This window comes from Streptomyces sp. A1277 (genome assembly GCF_004795015.1).
GTDB lineage: Bacteria > Actinomycetota > Actinomycetes > Streptomycetales > Streptomycetaceae > Streptomyces.
Window position 1 is genome coordinate 66,385 of record NZ_SSBI01000035.1, and the last position, 18,559, is coordinate 84,943.

General features: G+C 71.4%; 20 protein-coding genes and 1 rRNA gene. 5 read left to right on the top strand and 16 right to left on the bottom strand.

Annotation, left to right across the window (positions count from 1 at the left end; genetic code table 11):
- The first annotated feature begins 5 nt into the window (after nucleotides 1–5).
- Entirely contained in the window at nucleotides 6–716 is a 711-nt protein-coding gene (locus tag E6R18_RS22525) for a DUF4232 domain-containing protein (protein WP_136318707.1), read from the top strand.
- Here E6R18_RS22525 and E6R18_RS22530 read toward each other — a convergent pair.
- A complete protein-coding gene (locus E6R18_RS22530) occupies nucleotides 710–1,123 on the bottom strand; it encodes a DUF3224 domain-containing protein (protein ID WP_136318708.1) in 414 nt (137 codons plus the stop codon). The genes E6R18_RS22525 and E6R18_RS22530 overlap by 7 nt on opposite strands.
- Before the next feature lie 90 nt (nucleotides 1,124–1,213).
- Here E6R18_RS22530 and E6R18_RS22535 point away from each other — a divergent pair, with 90 nt between their 5' ends.
- Nucleotides 1,214–1,561 carry a hypothetical protein gene (locus E6R18_RS22535; protein ID WP_136318709.1) on the top strand — a complete coding sequence of 116 codons (348 nt, stop codon included), beginning with the start codon at nucleotides 1,214–1,216 and terminating at the stop codon, nucleotides 1,559–1,561.
- A 9-nt stretch (nucleotides 1,562–1,570) separates the two neighbouring features.
- On the opposite strand, the gene hemB is transcribed toward E6R18_RS22535, so the two are convergent.
- From hemB to E6R18_RS22565, 6 genes are all read right to left on the bottom strand, one after another.
- Complete coding sequence (hemB, locus tag E6R18_RS22540; RefSeq protein WP_206308358.1) at nucleotides 1,571–2,566, bottom strand: porphobilinogen synthase; 996 nt, start codon at nucleotides 2,564–2,566, stop codon at nucleotides 1,571–1,573.
- Nucleotides 2,567–2,677: 111 nt separating this feature from the next.
- Nucleotides 2,678–4,345 (bottom strand): bifunctional uroporphyrinogen-III C-methyltransferase/uroporphyrinogen-III synthase, encoded by a 1,668-nt coding sequence (locus E6R18_RS22545; protein ID WP_136318710.1) that lies wholly within the window; start codon nucleotides 4,343–4,345, stop codon nucleotides 2,678–2,680.
- Nucleotides 4,342–5,304, bottom strand: coding sequence for a hydroxymethylbilane synthase (gene hemC / locus E6R18_RS22550; protein WP_136318711.1), 963 nt, complete (start codon nucleotides 5,302–5,304; stop codon nucleotides 4,342–4,344). Before hemC ends, E6R18_RS22545 begins: the two co-directional genes overlap by 4 nt.
- Entirely contained in the window at nucleotides 5,301–6,698 is a 1,398-nt protein-coding gene (locus E6R18_RS22555) for a glutamyl-tRNA reductase (RefSeq protein WP_136318712.1), read from the bottom strand. The genes hemC and E6R18_RS22555 overlap by 4 nt, the downstream gene beginning before the upstream one ends.
- Entirely contained in the window at nucleotides 6,695–7,474 is a 780-nt protein-coding gene (locus E6R18_RS22560) for a redox-sensing transcriptional repressor Rex (protein ID WP_136318713.1), read from the bottom strand. Before E6R18_RS22560 ends, E6R18_RS22555 begins: the two co-directional genes overlap by 4 nt.
- A gap of 272 nt (nucleotides 7,475–7,746) precedes the next feature.
- A complete protein-coding gene (locus tag E6R18_RS22565) occupies nucleotides 7,747–8,022 on the bottom strand; it encodes a glutaredoxin family protein (protein ID WP_136318714.1) in 276 nt (91 codons plus the stop codon).
- Nucleotides 8,023–8,128: 106 nt separating this feature from the next.
- Between E6R18_RS22565 and E6R18_RS22570 the strand changes: the two genes are divergently transcribed.
- The 3 genes from E6R18_RS22570 to E6R18_RS22580 all read left to right on the top strand — a co-directional run bounded on the left by E6R18_RS22570 (nucleotide 8,129) and on the right by E6R18_RS22580 (nucleotide 11,585).
- The gene (locus tag E6R18_RS22570) at nucleotides 8,129–9,076 is read left to right on the top strand and encodes an HAD-IB family hydrolase (RefSeq protein ID WP_136318715.1); all 948 of its coding nucleotides are present in this window, start codon (nucleotides 8,129–8,131) and stop codon (nucleotides 9,074–9,076) included.
- A 301-nt stretch (nucleotides 9,077–9,377) separates the two neighbouring features.
- Nucleotides 9,378–10,154, top strand: a complete 777-nt coding sequence (locus tag E6R18_RS22575) for an ECF subfamily RNA polymerase sigma factor, BldN family (protein WP_136318716.1) — start codon at nucleotides 9,378–9,380, stop codon at nucleotides 10,152–10,154.
- Between the two features lie 228 nt (nucleotides 10,155–10,382).
- Nucleotides 10,383–11,585 (top strand): DUF5667 domain-containing protein, encoded by a 1,203-nt coding sequence (locus E6R18_RS22580; protein WP_136318717.1) that lies wholly within the window; start codon nucleotides 10,383–10,385, stop codon nucleotides 11,583–11,585.
- Nucleotides 11,586–11,612: 27 nt separating this feature from the next.
- On the opposite strand, the gene E6R18_RS22585 is transcribed toward E6R18_RS22580, so the two are convergent.
- The 9 genes from E6R18_RS22585 to rrf all read right to left on the bottom strand — a co-directional run.
- Nucleotides 11,613–12,635, bottom strand: a complete 1,023-nt coding sequence (locus E6R18_RS22585) for a lysophospholipid acyltransferase family protein (RefSeq protein ID WP_136318718.1) — start codon at nucleotides 12,633–12,635, stop codon at nucleotides 11,613–11,615.
- A gap of 15 nt (nucleotides 12,636–12,650) precedes the next feature.
- The gene (locus E6R18_RS22590; RefSeq protein WP_136318719.1) at nucleotides 12,651–13,724 is read right to left on the bottom strand and encodes an NAD-dependent epimerase/dehydratase family protein; all 1,074 of its coding nucleotides are present in this window, start codon (nucleotides 13,722–13,724) and stop codon (nucleotides 12,651–12,653) included.
- 163 nt (nucleotides 13,725–13,887) lie between these two features.
- Nucleotides 13,888–13,986 carry an AURKAIP1/COX24 domain-containing protein gene (locus E6R18_RS22595; protein WP_003948845.1) on the bottom strand — a complete coding sequence of 33 codons (99 nt, stop codon included), beginning with the start codon at nucleotides 13,984–13,986 and terminating at the stop codon, nucleotides 13,888–13,890.
- A gap of 110 nt (nucleotides 13,987–14,096) precedes the next feature.
- The gene (locus E6R18_RS22600) at nucleotides 14,097–14,309 is read right to left on the bottom strand and encodes a helix-turn-helix domain-containing protein (protein WP_136318720.1); all 213 of its coding nucleotides are present in this window, start codon (nucleotides 14,307–14,309) and stop codon (nucleotides 14,097–14,099) included.
- A gap of 127 nt (nucleotides 14,310–14,436) precedes the next feature.
- Complete coding sequence (locus E6R18_RS22605; protein ID WP_136318721.1) at nucleotides 14,437–15,252, bottom strand: phosphatase; 816 nt, start codon at nucleotides 15,250–15,252, stop codon at nucleotides 14,437–14,439.
- A 93-nt stretch (nucleotides 15,253–15,345) separates the two neighbouring features.
- Complete coding sequence (locus E6R18_RS22610; RefSeq protein ID WP_136318722.1) at nucleotides 15,346–16,518, bottom strand: acetoin utilization protein AcuC; 1,173 nt, start codon at nucleotides 16,516–16,518, stop codon at nucleotides 15,346–15,348.
- Entirely contained in the window at nucleotides 16,487–17,692 is a 1,206-nt protein-coding gene (locus tag E6R18_RS22615) for an MFS transporter (protein WP_168712410.1), read from the bottom strand. Before E6R18_RS22615 ends, E6R18_RS22610 begins: the two co-directional genes overlap by 32 nt.
- A 42-nt stretch (nucleotides 17,693–17,734) precedes the next feature.
- Nucleotides 17,735–18,379: an HAD family hydrolase gene (locus E6R18_RS22620; RefSeq protein ID WP_136318723.1), complete on the bottom strand. Its 645-nt coding sequence runs from the start codon at nucleotides 18,377–18,379 to the stop codon at nucleotides 17,735–17,737.
- Between the two features lie 71 nt (nucleotides 18,380–18,450).
- Nucleotides 18,451–18,559, bottom strand: a 5S ribosomal RNA gene (rrf, locus tag E6R18_RS22625); the annotation flags it as partial.

Genomic DNA, 18,559 nt, shown 5'->3' on the forward strand with positions numbered 1-18,559 from the left:
CCACCATGCGCAGCAACCGCATCCGCACCACCGTTCTCGCGGCCACCGCCCTGCTCGCCGCGCTCTCGCTCACGGCGTGCAGCGGGGACGAGGGCACCGACACCAGCAAGCCCGGCGCGGCCGCCGCGGCCGGCCCGACGGCGGACAAGGACGGCGGGAACTCCCCGTCGCCCTCGGCCACCCCGGCCAAGGACTCGACGTCGGCGACCGACACCGAGCCGGCCGCCGACGCCAAGCCGAAGACCCCGGCCACGGTAACGAAGACCAAGGCCCCGGCCGCCCCCAAGCCGAAGTCCCCCGTCACGTGCACCGGCTCCAACACGAAGGTCACCGTCACCAAGGTGAGCCGCCCGGTCAACCACCTGCTGCTCACGGCGACCAACACGGGCGACCGCCCCTGCTACGCGTACCACGCGCCCATGCTCCGCTTCGACGGCGCCCAGGCGGTGTTCCAGGTCCTGCAGAGCAGCCGGCCGCAGGCCGTGGTGACGCTCGACCCGGGCCAGTCGGCGTACGCCGGGATCGCCCTGACCGGTGAGCCCAACGGCCGGAAGCCGTACGAGAGCAAGCACCTCGGGGTCATCTTCGCCGACCGCGGCGACTCGCCCGTCAACTCCTCGCCGGCCGAGCTGACGCTGCCCGGCACGACGTACTGGGACGACAACGGCTTCGTCACCTACTGGCAGAGCGAGATGGCCGACGCGCTCACCTACTGACCGGCCGGCTCGAAGTCGAACCAGATCCGGTGCGTACCGTCCGCATCGACGGCCAGCCCGCCGCCCCCGCTGATTCCGGCGAGGGCGGCGGTCCCGCTCGACGGCACGATCGTGAAGAACTCATTCGTACGGTCGCTGCCGCCGGTCGCGGCCGAGTGCACGAAGTTGAACGTGCCCTCGCGCCCGGCGAGCGTGCCCTCGAAGGACTCCATGGCGATGTACGTACCCACGCCCGCGTCCTGGTCGAAGGCGGCGGTGAACAGCGTGGTCGACCGCCCCGCCACCTCGCCCTCGAAGGTCTTCACGATCGTCGCCACCCCGACGGGAAGCGCGGTGGAGACCTCGGGCTCGGGCTTCAGCTCGGACGGGACGAAGGAGTTGACGGTGAACGTTCCGGAGGCTCTCATGTGCCCGATCGTAGTTTCCGGGTACGACAGTCGAGGGCCTAGGTACGACAACTCATGTGCCGGGACACCCCGACTGGTGGAATCGCACGCATGTCGCACCCCGTCGTCGCGGACGACCGCCCCCGGCACGCATGGATCGCCTCGCTCCTCTCCACGATCGTGACACCGCCGCTCGTCTACGTGGCCCTGCTGTACAGCATGTTCGCGCCGATGGCCTGCGACTCCTGCTCGGACGCGGATGACGAGCGCATGGAAGCCACCTTCGGTCCGGCCTTCACGGTGTCCTGCTGCGGCCTGCTCCTGGCTCTGGTCACCGTGGTCGCGAGCTGGGTGCTCACCAGGCGCAGGCCGGCGGCGGCGATCTTCCTGGCCGTGGCCGCCCCCTTCGTCGTGGTCCTCACGTGGGCGGTGTTCATGACCATCCTCGCCTGGCCGTAGCCGGCCCGCTCAGCCCCGCAGCCGCTGCGCGACCTCCGTCGCCCAGTACGTGAGGATCAGCTGCGCACCCGCCCGGCGGATGCCGGTCAGGCTCTCCAGGATCGCCGCGTCCCGGTCGATCCAGCCCTTCTCGGCGGCGGCCTCGATCATCGCGTACTCACCGCTGATCTGGTACGCGGCGACCGGCACGTCCGACGCCTCGGCGACCTTCGCCAGGATGTCCAGGTACGGGCCGGCCGGCTTGACCATGACCATGTCCGCGCCCTCTTCGAGGTCGAGCGCCAGCTCGCGCAGCGACTCGCGGATGTTGGCCGGGTCCTGCTGGTACGTCTTGCGGTCGCCCTTGAGCGAGGAGCCGACCGCCTCGCGGAACGGGCCGTAGAACGCCGAGGAGTACTTCGCGGTGTACGCGAGGATCGACACGTCCTCGTGCCCCGTCTGGTCGAGCGCGTCGCGGATGACGCCGACCTGGCCGTCCATCATGCCGCTGGGGCCGACCACATGGGCGCCGGCGTCGGCCTGGACCTGGGCCATCTCCGCGTACCGCTCCAGCGTGGCGTCGTTGTCGACACGGCCGTCCTCGGTCAGCACACCGCAGTGGCCGTGGTCGGTGAACTCGTCCAGGCAGAGGTCGGACATGACGATGAGATCGTCACCCACCTCCTCGCGCACCGCGCGCAGAGCGACCTGGAGGATGCCGTCCGGGTCGGTGCCGGCCGTGCCGCGCGCGTCCTTGTTCTCGTCCAGGGGCACACCGAACAGCATGATCCCCGAGACCCCGGCCGAGACCGCGTCCACGGCGGCCTTCCGCAGGGTGTCCAGGGTGTGCTGCTGCACGCCGGGCATGGCCGAGATGGCGACCGGGGCGTCGATGCCCTCGCGCACGAACGCGGGCAGGATCAGGTTCGCCGGGTCGAGCCGTGTCTCGGCGACCATCCGCCGCATCGCGGGGGTCGTCCGCAGCCGCCGGGGGCGGGAGCCGGGGAAGTTTCCGTACACAGTCATCCTTCGAGACTAGACCCGTACACATCGCGCTCTTGCCGACACGGGTGCCGGGAAACGGGGCGGGGCCCGGCCGCTTCGAGGAGAAGCGACCGGGCCCCGCCTACGACCGGATCAGGTCGTCGTACGACGCCTGCGCGCACCCGGACGCCGCTCGCTCGGCCGGGTCACCGGGTCACCGGCCTCCCGCGCCGCGTCCCGGCGCCGCGCGCCGAACTCGGCCAGCGCCTCGGCCAGCTTGTGCACCGAGGGCTCCGGCGACAGGACGTCCACGCGCAGCCCGTGCTCCTCGGCGGTCTTCGCCGTGGCGGGGCCGATACACGCGATGACCGTCACGTTGTGCGGCTTGCCCGCGATGCCGACCAGGTTGCGCACGGTCGAGGACGAGGTGAACAGCACCGCGTCGAAACCGCCGCCCTTGATCGCCTCACGCGTTTCGGCGGGCGGCGGCGAGGCGCGGACCGTGCGGTACGCGGTGACGTCGTCCACCTCCCAGCCCAGCTCGATCAGCCCGGCCACCAGGGTCTCGGTGGCGATGTCGGCGCGCGGCAGGAAGACGCGGTCGATCGGGTCGAAGACCGGGTCGTAGGGCGGCCAGTCCTCCAGCAGCCCGGCGGCCGACTGCTCGCCCGAGGGCACCAGGTCCGGCTTCACACCGAAGTCGATGAGCGCGGCGGCGGTCTGCTCGCCCACGGCCGCGACCTTGATCCCGGCGAAGGCACGGGCGTCGAGCCCGTACTCCTCGAACTTCTCCCGCACCGCCTTCACGGCGTTCACGCTGGTGAAGGCGATCCACTCGTACCGGCCCGTGACCAGGCCCTTGACCGCCCGCTCCATCTGCTGGGGCGTACGCGGCGGCTCGACGGCGATCGTCGGCACCTCGTGCGGTACCGCACCGTAGGAACGAAGCTGGTCGGAGAGCGAGGCCGCCTGCTCCTTCGTACGCGGCACGAGGACCTTCCAGCCGAACATCGGCTTGGACTCGAACCACGCGAGCTGGTCGCGCTGGGCGGCGGAGCTGCGCTCCCCGACCACGGCTATGACCGGCTGGTGCCCCTCCGGCGACGGCAGCACCTTGCCCTGCTTGAAGACCTGGGCGATCGTCCCGAGGGTCGCCGTCCAGGTGCGCTGGCGCGTCGTCGTGCCGGCGGCCGTCACGGTCAGCGGGGTGTCGGGCTTGCGGCCCGCCGAGACCAGCTCACCGGCGGCCGCGGCCACCGCGTCGAGCGACGTCGAGATGACGCACGTGGCATCGCTCGCGCCGACCTCGCTCCAGCAGCGGTCGCTCGCCGTACGGGCGTCGACGAACCGTACGTCCGCGCCCTGGGCGTCCCGCAGCGGCACCCCGGCGTACGCGGGCACCCCCACGGCGTTGGCGATGCCCGGCACGACCTCGAAGGGGATGCCGGCCGCGGCGCAGGCCAGCATCTCGCCGGCCGCGTTCCCGTCCAGGCCGGGGTCACCGGCCACGGCGCGCACGACCCGCCTGCCGCCCTTCGCGGCCTCCATGACAAGATTGGCCGCGTCCCTGAGAACGGGTACTCCGGCGGCCGTTGACTGCGCGTCAACAACCGCCAGCTCAGGGGTGCTTACCCCTGCCCGCGCATGGCAGCGAACGACGCCGAGAACGTCCGGCTCGGCGACAAGAACGTCCGCGCTCGCAAGCGCCTCGACGGCGCGCAGAGTCAGCAGTCCCGGGTCGCCGGGACCGGCGCCGAGGAAGGTGACGTGCCCTGCGGACAGGACAGGGAAATCGGATGCGGCGGGGCCGGTGGGGCTCAAAGTGCTCGCTCCCCCATAAGACCGGCCGCACCCTTGGCAAGCATCTCGGCCGCGAGTTCGCGACCGATCGCCGCCGCGTCGTCGTGCGACGTGGGAACGGGACCGGTGGTGGACATCTGCACCAGCGAGGCACCGTCGGTGGAACCGACGACACCGCGCAGGCGCAGTTCGTTGACAGCCTGACCGTCGGCGAGGAGGTCGGCCAGCGCACCCACGGGTGCGGAGCAGCCGGCCTCCAGGGCGGCGAGCAGGGCACGCTCGGCGGTCACGGCGGCCCGGGTGTACGGGTCGTCGAGCTCGGCGAGCGCGGCGGCGAGGTCGGCGCTGCTCGCAGCGCACTCGATCGCCAGTGCTCCCTGACCGGGAGCGGGCAGCACGGTGTCGACCGACAGGAAGTCGGTCACCTCACCGCTGCGGCCCAGACGGTTGAGCCCGGCGGCGGCGAGAACCACCGCGTCCAGCTCACCGCTGCGTACAAATCCGATGCGCGTGTCGACGTTGCCCCGGATCGGGACGGTCTCGATGCCGAGGCCGTGGCTGCGGGCGTACGCGTTGAGCTGCGCCATGCGGCGCGGCGAGCCGGTGCCGATGCGGGAGCCGGACGGCAGCTGCGCGAACGTCAGCCCGTCCCGGGCCACCAGCACGTCACGCGGGTCCTCGCGCACCGGCACGGCCGCCAGGACCAGGCCCTCGGGCTGCGCGGTCGGCAGGTCCTTGAGCGAGTGGACGGCGAAGTCCACCTCGCCGCGCAGCAGCGCGTCGCGCAGCGCGGCGACGAACACGCCGGTCCCGCCGATCTGCGCCAGGTGCTCCCGGGAGGTGTCCCCGTACGTGGTGATCTCCACGAGTTCGACGGCGCGCCCGGTCACCTCGCTGACCGCGTCGGCGACGTGGCCGGACTGCGCCATGGCGAGCTTGCTGCGCCTAGTCCCCAGCCTCAGGGGTGAGTTGTCGGTCATGACCGCCCTCGATTCGGGTCGTTCAGGTCTGCCCGGGAGACGGCGGCGACCGTCTGCGGGTCGAGGTCGAAGAGTTCGCGCAGCGCGTCCGCGTACCCGGCGCCGCCGGGCTCGCTGGCGAGCTGCTTGACCCGCACGGTGGGCGCGTGCAGGAGCTTGTCGACCACGCGGCGCACGGTCTGCGTGATCTCGGCGCGCTGTTTCTCGTCCAGGTCGGGGAGGCGTCCGTCCAGCCGTGCGATCTCGTCCGCGACGACGCCGGCGGCCATCGTGCGCAGGGCGACGACGGTCGGGGTGATGTGGGCGGCGCGCTGGGCGGCGCCGAAGGCGGCGACCTCGTCGGCGACGATGGTGCGCACCCGGTCCACATCGGCGGCCATCGGGGCGTCGGCCGACGCCTCGGCGAGCGACTCGATGTCGACGAGGCGCACACCGTCGAGGCGGCCGGCGCCCGCGTCGATGTCGCGCGGCATGGCGAGGTCGAGCAGGGCCAGGCGCACCGGCCCGGTGGACTGCGCCGGGATCAGGCCGGACCCCTCGCGCGCGGGCACGTGGTCCAGGCCGAGCGCATCGGCGACGGCCTCGGCGCCGAGGACGAGCCCGGTGGCGCCGGTGCAGGAGACGACGATGTCGGCACGTGTCAGTTCACCGGAGACCTCGGCCATCTCCACCGCGTGCGCGCGCGTGCCCGTGGAGCCGGGCTGGTTCAGGATCTCGGCGAGCCGGTCGGCGCGGGCCCGGGTGCGGTTGGCGACGACGATCTCGGCGACGCCGGTGCGGGCCAGGGTCGCGGCGGCCAGCGAGGACATCGAGCCGGCGCCGATGACCAGGGCGCGCTTGCCCCTGGCCCAGGCTGCGGTGTCGCCCCCGTCGGCGAGCTGTTCCAGGCCGAAGGTGACGAGCGACTGCCCGGCCCGGTCGATCCCGGTCTCGCTGTGGGCGCGCTTGCCGACCCGCAGGGCCTGCTGGAACAGGTCGTTGAGCAGCCGGCCCGCGGTGTGCAGCTCCTGGCCGAGGGCCAGCGCGTCCTTGATCTGGCCGAGGATCTGGCCCTCGCCCACGACCATCGAGTCCAGCCCGCAGGCCACCGAGAAGAGGTGGTGGACGGCCCGGTCCTCGTAGTGCACGTAGAGATACGGAGTCAGCTCGTCCAGCCCGACGCCGCTGTGCTGGGCGAGCAGGGTGGACAGCTCGGCGACGCCCGCGTGGAACTTGTCCACGTCGGCGTAGAGCTCGATGCGGTTGCAGGTCGCGAGGACGGCGGCCTCGGTCGCGGGCTCGGCGGCCAGGGTGTCCTGGAGCAGCTTGGCCTGGGTGTCGGCGGCCAGCGAGGCCCGCTCCAGCACGGAGACGGGGGCGCTGCGGTGGCTCAGACCCACGAGGAGCAGGCTCATGCCGGCATCACGGCGGGCATGTCCCCGTCGGGTCCCTTCCGGCCGGTGCTCGTGTGGGTGGTGGTGGCGCGCACGGGCGGCGCGGCCGGGTCGGGACCGGCGTCGACACCGTCCTCACCGGCCTTGCGCTGCTCGTGGAAGGCGAGGATCTGCAACTCGATGGAGAGGTCGACCTTGCGCACGTCGACGCCTTCGGGCACCGACAGGACGGTCGGGGCGAAGTTCAGGATCGAGGTGACGCCGGCGGCGACGAGCCGGTCGCAGACCTGCTGGGCGGCGCCGGGCGGGGTGGTGATCACACCGATCGACACACCGTTCTCGCTGATGATGCGGTCCAGGTCGTCGGCGTGCTGGACGGGGATGCCGGCGACGGGCGTACCCGCCATGGCCGGATCGGCGTCGATCAGCGCGGCGACGCGGAACCCGCGCGAGGCGAACCCGCCGTAGTTGGCGAGGGCCGCGCCGAGGTTGCCGATGCCGACGATGGCGACCGGCCAGTCCTGGGTGAGGCCCAGCTCGCGCGAGATCTGGTAGACGAGGTACTCGACGTCGTAGCCGACGCCGCGCGTCCCGTACGAGCCGAGGTAGCTGAAGTCCTTGCGCAGCTTCGCGGAGTTGACCCCCGCCGCCGCGGCCAGCTCCTCGGAGGAGACCGTGGGGACCGAGCGCTCGGAGAGCGCGGTCAGCGCGCGGAGATACAGCGGAAGTCGGGCGACGGTGGCCTCGGGAATTCCTCGGCTACGGGTCGCCGGTCGGTGATTTCGGCCAGTTGCCACGGTGCTCCTGCGGGATGAGCGGGGCTGCAGGCGGCCGTATGTCCCAAGACCGCCCCGTCGAATGCAGGCTATGTCTTTGTGAACGCGTGCACAAAGATTGTGTCCGGTTTGTCCGGTCAAAGTGACCGGGGTCACGCACATCCGTCGCGCGATCCAGGAACCACGGATCGCATCAGCCCGTTGCAGGCCCGAAGGGGGCAAAGCGGAACACACTCCTCACAGCTACGCCCCCGAGACCACTCAAAACGCCCACGATGGTAACCGGGTTTCACTCAGGAAAGCAGCGCGCTGCGCAGTCTTGCGGGGTCGACCCGCCAGAACGTGTGCTGTTCGTTATCCACGAGCACCACGGGGATCTGCTCCCAGTACTCCCGGTACAGCTCCTCGTCCTGGGTGATGTCCTTCTCCTCCCAGGACGCGCCGGTCTCCTCGCACACCGCCCGCACCACCACCCGCGCGTCGTCGCAGAGGTGACAGCCGGGCTTCCCCACCAGGGTCACCACACGCTCGGCGGGGTTCTTCTTCCTACGACGCAACAGGGCACTCATGCCTCTCATTCTGGGGCCCCGTCCCGGAGCCCTCGGACACCAGGAGTTCACCCCACGGCGTCACGGCGGGGCCTGTCGGACCGGGCCGACTGGCTATGCTCACCGCATGGCCGCTCCCGGATGGCTCACCCCCCGTAGGCGTTCCGCGACCGCACGCAGCGTGCTGGCAGGCGAAGCGGCGGCGGAGGCCGCGCGGAAGTCCTCGCTCGAAGCCGGGTCCGCCGAGTCAGCCGAGGAGAAGGAGAGCGCCGAGCCGGAGGAGCCCGAGTTCCCCGTCGTCGGCGACGAACGGGCCGCCGCCTTCTTCGACCTCGACAACACCGTGATGCAGGGCGCCGCGATCTTCCACTTCGGCCGCGGCCTCTACAAGCGCAAGTTCTTCGAGCGCCGCGAACTCACCCGGTTCGCCTGGCAGCAGGCATGGTTCCGGCTGGCCGGCGTCGAGGACCCCGAGCACATGCAGGACGCCCGCGACAGCGCCCTGTCCATCGTCAAGGGCCACCGCGTCTCCGAGCTGATGTCCATCGGCGAGGAGATCTACGACGAGTACATGGCGGACCGCATCTGGCCCGGTACCCGCGCCCTCGCCCAGGCCCACCTCGACGCGGGCCAGAAGGTCTGGCTCGTCACCGCCGCCCCGGTGGAGACCGCCACGATCATCGCCCGCCGGCTCGGACTGACCGGCGCGCTCGGCACGGTCGCCGAGTCGGTCGACGGCGTGTACACCGGACGCCTGGTCGGCGAACCCCTGCACGGGCCCGCCAAGGCCGAGGCGGTACGCGCCCTGGCGGCGGCGGAGGGCCTGGACCTGGCGCGCTGCGCCGCGTACAGCGACTCCCACAACGACATCCCGATGCTGTCGCTGGTCGGCCACCCCTACGCGATCAACCCGGACGCCAAGCTCCGCAAGCACGCCCGCGCCCTGGACTGGCGGCTGCGCGACTACCGCACCGGCCGCAAGGCGGCCAAGGTCGGCATCCCGGCCGCGGCCGGCGTCGGCGCCCTCGCGGGCGGCACCGCGGCGGCCGTCGCCCTGCACCGCCGCCGCCGCTGACCCCGGCCGCCCCCGCCGCCGCTCCCGCCCCGCCGCCCTCCGGGCACCCCTGCCGCCGACCACAACCCGTCGCGCCCGCAGACAGATCCGGAAGTAAATCGATCAACAAGCGATCACGTTGTGCTGCCTGATGCGTCGAAAAGTTGGCACGGAAGCGACGTAATCGGTGATTTGAGCAACTGGGTGTAGCACAGCCTGTACGAAGCGTTATTCTCCTCAGACGCATTCCGGACCCGCCACTCACTACGACGAGTGACGGATTCGCACTGCTCGTGATGGAAGCTCTGCCTCTGGGAGTCCCGTGTACCCACACGTCGGGGTTGACGCCTCGGGCCTGGCTACGCTGCGCGCATCGGTCGCCGACCGCCTGCGCGGCTTCGTCCCCACCGCGTACGCCGTACCCGCCTTTGCCGCCCCTGCACCTGCCGGCCCCTGCTACGCCCTGGCCGAACGCAGTGCGGCGGTCGGAAGACGCAGCAACCGCGGCGCCACGTCCACTACCACCGTCCGTCGGCCGACCGCCGACAGCGACAGCGCGCGCATGATGGAGCTCGTCGAGCGCGCCCAGGCCGGCGAGGCCGACGCCTTCGGCCGCCTCTACGACCAGTACAGCGACACCGTCTACCGCTACATCTACTACCGCGTGGGCAGCAAGGCGACGGCGGAGGACCTCACCAGCGAGACCTTCCTGCGCGCCCTGCGCCGCATCTCCACCTTCACCTGGCAGGGCCGCGACTTCGGCGCCTGGCTGGTCACGATCGCGCGCAACCTGGTCGCCGACCACTTCAAATCCAGTCGTTTCCGGCTGGAAGTGACCACCGGCGAAATGCTCGACGCCAACGAGGTCGAGCGCAGCCCCGAGGACTCCGTCCTGGAGTCCCTCTCCAACGCCGCCCTGCTCGACGCGGTGCGCCGGCTCAACCCCCAGCAGCAGGAGTGCGTGACCCTGCGCTTCCTCCAGGGCCTCTCGGTCGCCGAGACCGCCCGCGTGATGGGGAAGAACGAGGGCGCGATCAAGACCCTCCAGTACCGCGCCGTCCGCACCCTCGCCCGGCTCCTCCCGGACGATGCCCGCTGACCCCACCTCCCCCGTCCGGACCGGCCCCGGCGTTGTGTTCATGACGCACTGGTCCGATCATCTTTCGTGCGTAACCCAAGTGCCGCGCCACTCGTTGTGCCGGATGCAGGCCCCCTGTCGTCACACCATGTCCGCAGACGCTCACTCGATCGTGTGGAAGCGCTCAAGGTGTGCAACCTTCCGGATGCCCAGGGGAGTCGACCGTCATGACGAGAGGAGGTGCCGCCAGTGATCGCAAACGTTTCGGCACACCGGCGGGCGAACGCCTTCGCCCAGGCCCTGGAGGAGCAGTCGCTCCGCGGTGCGGCGGCCGTACAGCCCGAGGACCCGGCCGAACAGGCCGACCGAGGACCGCTGTTGGCCCTGGCGAACGGCCTCGGCGAGCTACCGAAGCCTCAGTTGGACCCCGAGGTCAAAGTGGTGCAGCGAGCCCAGCTCGTCGCCGCCATGGAGGCCATGTTCGCCGAGGGGGGCGCGTCCGCGGACCCTACGGTGCCCGGACAACGGAGCAGGGGCAGCCACCGCGCCTCCCCGCTCCGCAAGCTGCGCCCGAGAACCCGCTGGTCGAGGGGGCTCGCCGCCGGCGGGCTCACGGTCGGTGTGGCCGCAGGAGCCTTCGGCGGAGTGGCCGCTGCCAGCTCCGACGCCCTCCCGGGTGACTCGCTCTACGGCCTGAAGCGCGGCATGGAGGACATCCACCTCGGCCTCACCAACAACGACACCGACCGCGGCGAGATCTACCTCGACCAGGCGTCCACCCGCCTCAGCGAGGCCCGCCGCCTCATGGAGCGCGCCCGCTCCGGCCACCTCGACCACGAGCAGCTCGGCGAGATCAGGCGCACGCTCAACGGCATGACCCACGACGCCACCGAGGGCCACCGCCTCCTCCACGCCGCCTACGAGCGGGACGGCGCCCTCGGCCCGATCCAGGCCCTGGACAGCTTCTCCCGCTCCCACCGCGACAGCTGGACCAACCTCCGCGACCGCCTCCCCGTCCAGCTCACCGACGTCGGCGACCAGGTCAGCTCCGTCTTCGCCGCCATAGACGAAGAAGTCGCGCCGCTGCAGTCCCTGCTCCCGCGCGCCCCGGAGAAGAGCGGCGGATCCCAGCGCTCCGGCTCCACCGGCACCAGCACGGACCCGTCCACCGGCGCCCGCACCCCGTCGCCCTCCTCGTCCGCCCGCCACGACAAGGGCGGTACGGACACCAGCTCGTCCCCCCGCCCCTCGGACGCCGGCAGCAGCCCGGCAGACGGCCTGATCGGCGGCGGCACGGACGGCGGCGGCCTCTTCGACCCGCCCTCGCCCGACGCCACCACCCCGTCGAAGGACACCCCGAGCACACCCCCGGCCCCGGACGTCACGCTGCCGCCGCTGCTCCCCGGCCTGATCGGCGGCCTCGGCATCCACGCCGAGGACGACAAGGGCTGACCCGCCCCGCCGGTGCGGCGGCGGCCGTCAGAAGAACACCGACCGCCGCTGCACCAGCAGCTTGTACAGCGTGTGCTGGATCTGCTCCCGCACCTGATCCGTCAGGTTGAACATCAGCATCGGGTCCTCGGCCGCCTCCAGCGGATAGCCGTCCGTCTCGATCGGCTCCCCGAACTGGATCGTCCACTTCGTCGGCAGCGGCACCGCCCCCAGCGGCCCCAGCCACGGGAACGTCGGCGTGATCGGGAAGTACGGGAAGCCCAGCAGCCGCGCCAGCGTCCTGGAGTTCCCGATCATCGGGTAGATCTCCTCCGCGCCCACGATCGAGCACGGCACGATCGGCACCCCGGCCTTCAGCGCCGTCGACACGAAACCGCCCCGCCCGAAGCGCTGCAGCTTGTACCGCTCGCCGAACGGCTTGCCGAGCCCCTTGAAGCCCTCCGGCATCACCCCGACCACCTCGCCGTTGCGCAGCAGCCGCTCCGCGTCCTCCGCGCACGCCAGGGTGTGCCCCGCCTTCCGGGCCAGCTCGTTGACCACGGGCAGCATGAAGACCAGGTCCGCCCCGAGCAGCCGCAGATGCCGCCCCGCCGGATGGTGGTCGTGCACCGCGACCTGGAGCATCAGCCCGTCCAGCGGCAGCGCCCCGGAGTGGTTGGACACGATGAGCGCCCCGCCCTGGGCCGGGATGTTCTCAACGCCCTTCACCTCGACCCGGAAGTACTTCTCGTACACCGGCCGCAGCAACGACATCAGGACCTGGTCGGTCAGCTCCTCGTCGTAGCCGAACTCGTCCACGTCGTACTCGCCCGTGACCCGCCGCCGCAGGAAGGCGAGCCCTCCCGCGATCCTCCGCTCCCAGCCGCCCCGCCCCGCGGCCTCCCGCGGGCCCTCCTGGGGCTCCTCGGGCGGCGGCGAGGCGTCCGGCTGCCCCGGGAGCGCGCTCACCGACCCGGTGCCGCCTACCGGAGGCCGCCGGCGCGCGGCGCGCGGCAGACCCCCGGACCGCGAACGGTCGTCGTCGAACGGAATGACCTTGGCATCCGCCATCGTCGCTGCACTCCTCTACCTGGCGCTCGGAGTCGGGTGTGTGTCGCCGTCCGCCCCGGCGATCCGGGGCACCGCCGCGGCCACGCGGTCCACGGCCCGGCCGACCGCCTCGGGCGGCAGCAGCCCCGGCGCCCGGCTGCGCGCGAAGTCCGCGAACGCCTCCGCCGTGGAGTAGCGCGGGGAGAACCCCAGCGTCTCGCGCATCTGGACCGTGGAGACCACCCTGCCATGGGTGAGCAGCCGGATCTGCTCCGGCGAGAAGTCCGTCATGCCGACCGCCCTCAGCGCCTGCCCGACCCAGGTGACCGCGGGCAGCAGCAACGGCACAGTCGGCCGCCCCAGCCGCCGCGAGCACTGCGAGAGCAGCAGCACCCCGTCGCCGGCGATGTTGAACGTGCCGCTGTTCAGCGTCCCGCGCCTCGGCTCGCTCGCCGCGATGCCCAGCACGTCGATGACGTCGTCCTCGTGGACGAACTGGAGCCTCGGGTCGTACCCGAACACGGTCGGCAGCACCGGCAGCGACAGGTAGTCCGCGAGCGGCGAGTCCGCGTCGGGCCCCAGGATGTTCGCGAACCTCAGCACGCACACGGCCACGTCCGGCCGGCGGCGCGCGAAGCCCCGTACGTATCCCTCGACCTCCGCGGCGTCCTTCGCGAAGCCGCCTGCCGGCAGCGACTTGGGCGGGGTCGTCTCGTGGAAGACCGCCGGATCGCGGGGCGCGGAACCGTACACATTGGTGCTGGACTTCACCACGAGCCGCTGCACGGCCGGTGCCTTCTGGCAGGCGCCGAGCAGCTGCATGGTGCCGATGACGTTGGTCTCCTTGACCGCCGTACGCCCCTGCGTGCCGAGCGCCGTGCCGCTGACGTCCAGGTGCACGACGGTGTCCACCGCGTGCTCGGCGAGTACCCGGGCGATGGCGGGCTGGCGGATGTCCGCGCGGACGAAGACGGCGTCGCCCAGTTCGTGCCCCGGGTCGACCGCGTCGACGGCGATCACCCGCTCCACGTCCGGCTCACGCTGGACACGCCGCACGAAACGGCCGCTCAGCTGCCGGGCCGCTCCCGTGACGAGCACGACCTTCCCCAAGATCAGCGCCTTCCGTCGGTCTCCCGTATTCGGTCGGTCTTCCGTGCGAGAGGTGAGAAGTCCCGCAGGACGTCACCGTAGCGGGTGGACACCCCCCGCACACAGCACCGCAGCCCTCCCGCCGGGACGGCGGGAGGGCTGCGGATTCACGAACTGCGTTCGCCTACTTCTTGTTGCGACGCTGAACGCGCGTGCGCTTGAGCAGCTTGCGGTGCTTCTTCTTGGCCATCCGCTTACGCCGCTTCTTGATAACAGAGCCCACGACTACCCTCGCTCACTTCTTCTTCACTGGTGCGGGGCGTCTGGGCCCACACGACCTACGTCGGCCTAGCCTACCCGCCACCGCGTGAGGGACGTAATCCGAGGGGAATGTCAGGCCGATGCCACCCCCACGAAGGACTCGCGGAGATACTCGTGAACCGCTTGCTCCGGCACCCGGAAGGACCTGCCCACCCGGATCGCCGGCAGATGCCCGCTGTGCACCAGGCGGTACACGGTCATCTTCGACACCCGCATGACCGAGGCGACTTCCGCCACAGTCAGAAACTTGACCTCGTTCAGAGGCATCTCGCTGTCAGCAGCCATGACTCACCTGTACCTTCCGCACGAGACGCGCACCGGCTTCCCCTCCGGTGACTCTTCGTCGTTGTGCGCTCACTCCCCAGATTAGGGGCGGGTGATGCGAGTGGGGAAGAGGAGAGACGATCGGCCGCTACTGTGACAGACACGCCCGATTGAGTACATAGCGCGTGAGCGGCAGGTAGTACGCGGAGCGCACGGCGTCGTCCAGCGGAACGGCGACCGCCACCCGCCCCTCGGCCTCCCCTACGAACAGCGCCGGATCGTCCGTATCGGCGAGCCCGATCGCCTCGATGCCCAGCTGACCTGCCCCGCAGACCCACCCGTGGTCCCCCACGACGAGTTCCGGAAGCGGCCCCCGGCCCTCCGCAGCGGCCTCCAGCACCACCCTCACCGGAAGCGGCGAATGGGAGTGTGCGCCGGTGCCACCGCCCGCAGCCCCCGCGCCGGGTTCACGCACCAGCGCGACTCCCCGTACGTAGTCGAGGTTGTACGTACGTAGGCCGAACCGAGTCGTTATGTCGATACATCGCCCCTGCGCCGGGGTGAGAACAGGGCACCCCACCGTCGACAAAGCGTCTGCCAGCGCCGCGTAGAAACCGAGCAGCCGATGCGGATGCCCCGTCCCGAAGAGCACCGGCGCCCGCCGCGCCGCCGCCTCGGCCAACCGCGCGGCGAACGCGTCAAGACCCGCCACCGTCCGCTCGGGATCGATCACATCGGGCCCCGACACATGCGCGGGATCGTCCGAGACCCCGCACCGGTCCGCCATCAGCCGCAGCAGCTCCCGCTCCCCCCAGCCCCGCCCGGGGTCGAGGCCGAGCGTCACCCGCGGGTCCCTGGCCGCGAACAGCCGATAACTCCGCAGACTCACCTCACGCGAGGTCGCCACGGGCCCGGCCAGCCGGGCCGCCAGCAGATGCGCACGCAGCGCTCCGGTGCTCAACACCCCACCGATGCTGCCCCACCCGCACCATCCAGGGACCAAAAGCCGGATTTCGCCCCACAGTCGGCGTAACCCGTACTCACATCCCGTACGTCCTCAGGCCAGCAGCCCCCGCAGCGGGAACGCCGACCGCCGCGTCGCCAGCACCGCCTGGTCCAGCCGGTCCGCCGGGTCGTACCCGTCCTCCCACGACGACCACGACGGCGTACGCCCGTCCGTCATCCGCGTCGGCCCCGGCTGCCGCGTCCGCGCGTACACCTCGTCCCGCCAGGACGACGGAATCACCGACTCCGGGTGCACCGGGGCATGCGCGGCGATGCCCACCAGATGCGTCCAGGACCGCGGCACCACGTCCACCACCGCGTAGCCGCCCCCGCCGAGCGCCACCCACCGCCCGTCGTCCGCGTACGCGTGCGCCAGGTCGTGGCAGGCCGCCATCACGGACCGCTGCGCGTCCAGCGAGACCGCGAGATGCGCCAACGGGTCCTCGAAGTGCGTGTCCGCCCCGTGCTGCGTCACCAGCACCTGCGGCCGGAAGTCCGCCAGCAGCTCCGGCACCACCGCGTGGAACGCCCGCAGCCACCCGGCGTCCCCCGTACCGGCCGGCAGCGCCACGTTGACCGCACCGCCCTCACCGGCCCCCGCCCCGGTCTCCTCGGGCCATCCGGTCTGCGGGAACAGCGTCCGGGGGTGCTCGTGCAACGACACGGTCAGGACCCTCGGGTCCTCCCAGAAGGCCGCCTGCACCCCGTCGCCGTGGTGCACGTCCACATCGACGTACGCGACCCGCTCGGCGCCCAGCTCCAGCAGCCGCGCGATGGCGAGGGCCGGGTCGTTGTAGATGCAGAAGCCGGCCGCGCCCCCGGGCATCGCGTGGTGCAGCCCGCCGGTGAAGTTCACCGCGTGCCGGGTCTCCCCCCGCCATACCGCCTCGGCGGCCGCCACGGACTGCCCGGCGATCAGCGCCGACACCTCGTGCATCCCGGCGAACGCCGGATCGTCCACGGTCCCGAGCCCGTACGCCTGGTCGGCCGAGCGGGGATCGGCCGACGCGGCCTTCACCGCCGCCACGTAGTCCGGCCGGTGCACGAGCCGCAGCGTGGAGTCCCCGGCCGCCTTGGCCGCCACCACGTCCACCGCCCGGTCCAGACCGAACGCGCGCACCAGCCCCATCGTCAGGGCAAGCCTGACCGGGTCCATCGGATGGCTTTCCCCGAAGTCGTACCCCGTTACTGCGTCATCCCACATCAACTGTGCGCGGCCGCTCATGCCCGCCACCGTATCGGGCGGGTTCCGCCGCGAACGACTTGGCGTACACGAGCGTCGCGAGCACCAGCACCATCGGCACCAGCATCGCGCCCCGGTAGCTCCAGGCGTCCCCGAGCGCCCCGACGAGCGGCGAGCCGACCAGGAAGCCCACGTAGTTGAAGATGTTCAGCCGGGCGATCGCGGTGTCGCTCGCCGCGGGGAACATCCGCCCGGCGGCGGCGAACGTCTGCGGCACGATCACGCACAGCCCGAGCCCCAGCATGGTGAACCCGAGCATTCCCGTCCACGCCCCGTCCGCGACGGCCACCACGCCGAATCCGGCCGCCGCCAGCACGGTCCCGGCCCGCACCACGGCCACCGCGCCGAACCGCCGCACCCCGAAGTCCCCGACGGCCCGCCCCAGCAGCGTCGTCACCATGTAGACGTTGTACGGCACGGTCGACAGCTGCTCGGAGCTCCCCAGCACGTCCTGGAGGTACTTCGCGCTCCAGTTGGAGACCGTCGAGTCCCCTATGTACGCGAAACACATCACCAGGCAGAGCGGCAGCAGCAGCCGGAACGACACCGACGCGGTCTTCCCGCCCTCGGCGCCCTTCTCCAGCTCCTCGTCCTTGCCGCCCTCGACGTACCACCGGCTCCCGATGAAGGCGACGGGCAGCAGCACCACGACCGCCGGCAGGTACGAGACCAGCAACGACAGGTCCCAGTGCGCCCCGGCCCACGCCATCGAGGCCCCGGCGATCCCGCCCAGGCTGTACGCGGCGTGGAAGCCCAGCATGATGGAACGCCCGTACGCCCGCTGGAGGCTGACGCCCATCATGTTCATGGACGCGTCCAGCGCGCCGACGGCCAGCCCGAACAGCCCGAGCGCCAGGGCGGCCTCCCACACCTCGCTGCCGGCCCCGACACCGAGGAGCGCGAGCAGGACGACGGGCTGCGCCCACCGCAGGACCACCCGCGGCCGCACCCGCGCGACCACCTTCTCGGTGACCACGCTGCCCGCCCCGGCCAGGATCGGCACGGCGGCGAGGAACACCGGCAGCAGGCCGTCGGATATCCCGTACCGGCCTTGGATGGCGGGAATCCGCGTCACCAGAAGGGCGAAGGTGACCCCCTGCACGAAGAAGCTCAACGCGAGGGACGCCCTGCCGTGCCGCAAACGTGCATCTGTCATGGCCGCGAGCGTAGAGCCAGTTTCTACCCATGGGTAGACGCGTCAGGCAAGCAATTCCGGCAGCTGTCCCATGTCGGAGAAGTACCCGGTCACACCGGTCAGCCGGTCCGCGGGCATCATCGACGTGAACCCGTACACGTCCATGCCGGCCGCGCGTGCCGCCTCGACCCCGAGCGGGCTGTCCTCGATGACGACGCACCGCTCGGGCGCGACTCCCATGCGCTCGGCGGCCAGCAGGAAGAGGTCGGGCGAGGGCTTCCCCCGGCCGACGTCCTCCGCGCTGAAGATCCACTCCTCCTCGAACCACTGGTCGAGCCCCGTCTTGCGGTGGCTGACCCGGATGCGCTGGTGGCTGCTGGAGGACGCGACGCAGTACGGGATGCCGTCGGCGACGAGCTTGCCCAGCAGGTCGTCCACCCCCGGGACGGGTTCCAGCTCCTGCTCGAACGCGGCGAAGACCCGCGAGTGGAGTGTGACGTCGAAGTCGTCCGGCAGCTTCGCCCCGGTCCGCTCTTCCACGAGGTCGTGCACGCGGTGCACGGCGGACCCCATGTAGTCCCGCAGGGATTCCTCGTACGAGGTGGGGTGGCCCAGCTCCGTGAGGTAGCCGGCCAGGATGGTGTTGGAGATCGGCTCGCTGTCCACGAGCACACCGTCGTTGTCGAAGATGACAAGTTCGTAGCGCATGGCACGACCTTAAACGTTCAGAACGCAGAAAAGCCCCGTGCCACAAGGGCACAGGGCTCTTCCTAAAAGGAGTTCGGCGGCGTCCTACTCTCCCACAGGGTCCCCCCTGCAGTACCATCGGCGCTGAAAGGCTTAGCTTCCGGGTTCGGAATGTAACCGGGCGTTTCCCTAACGCAATGA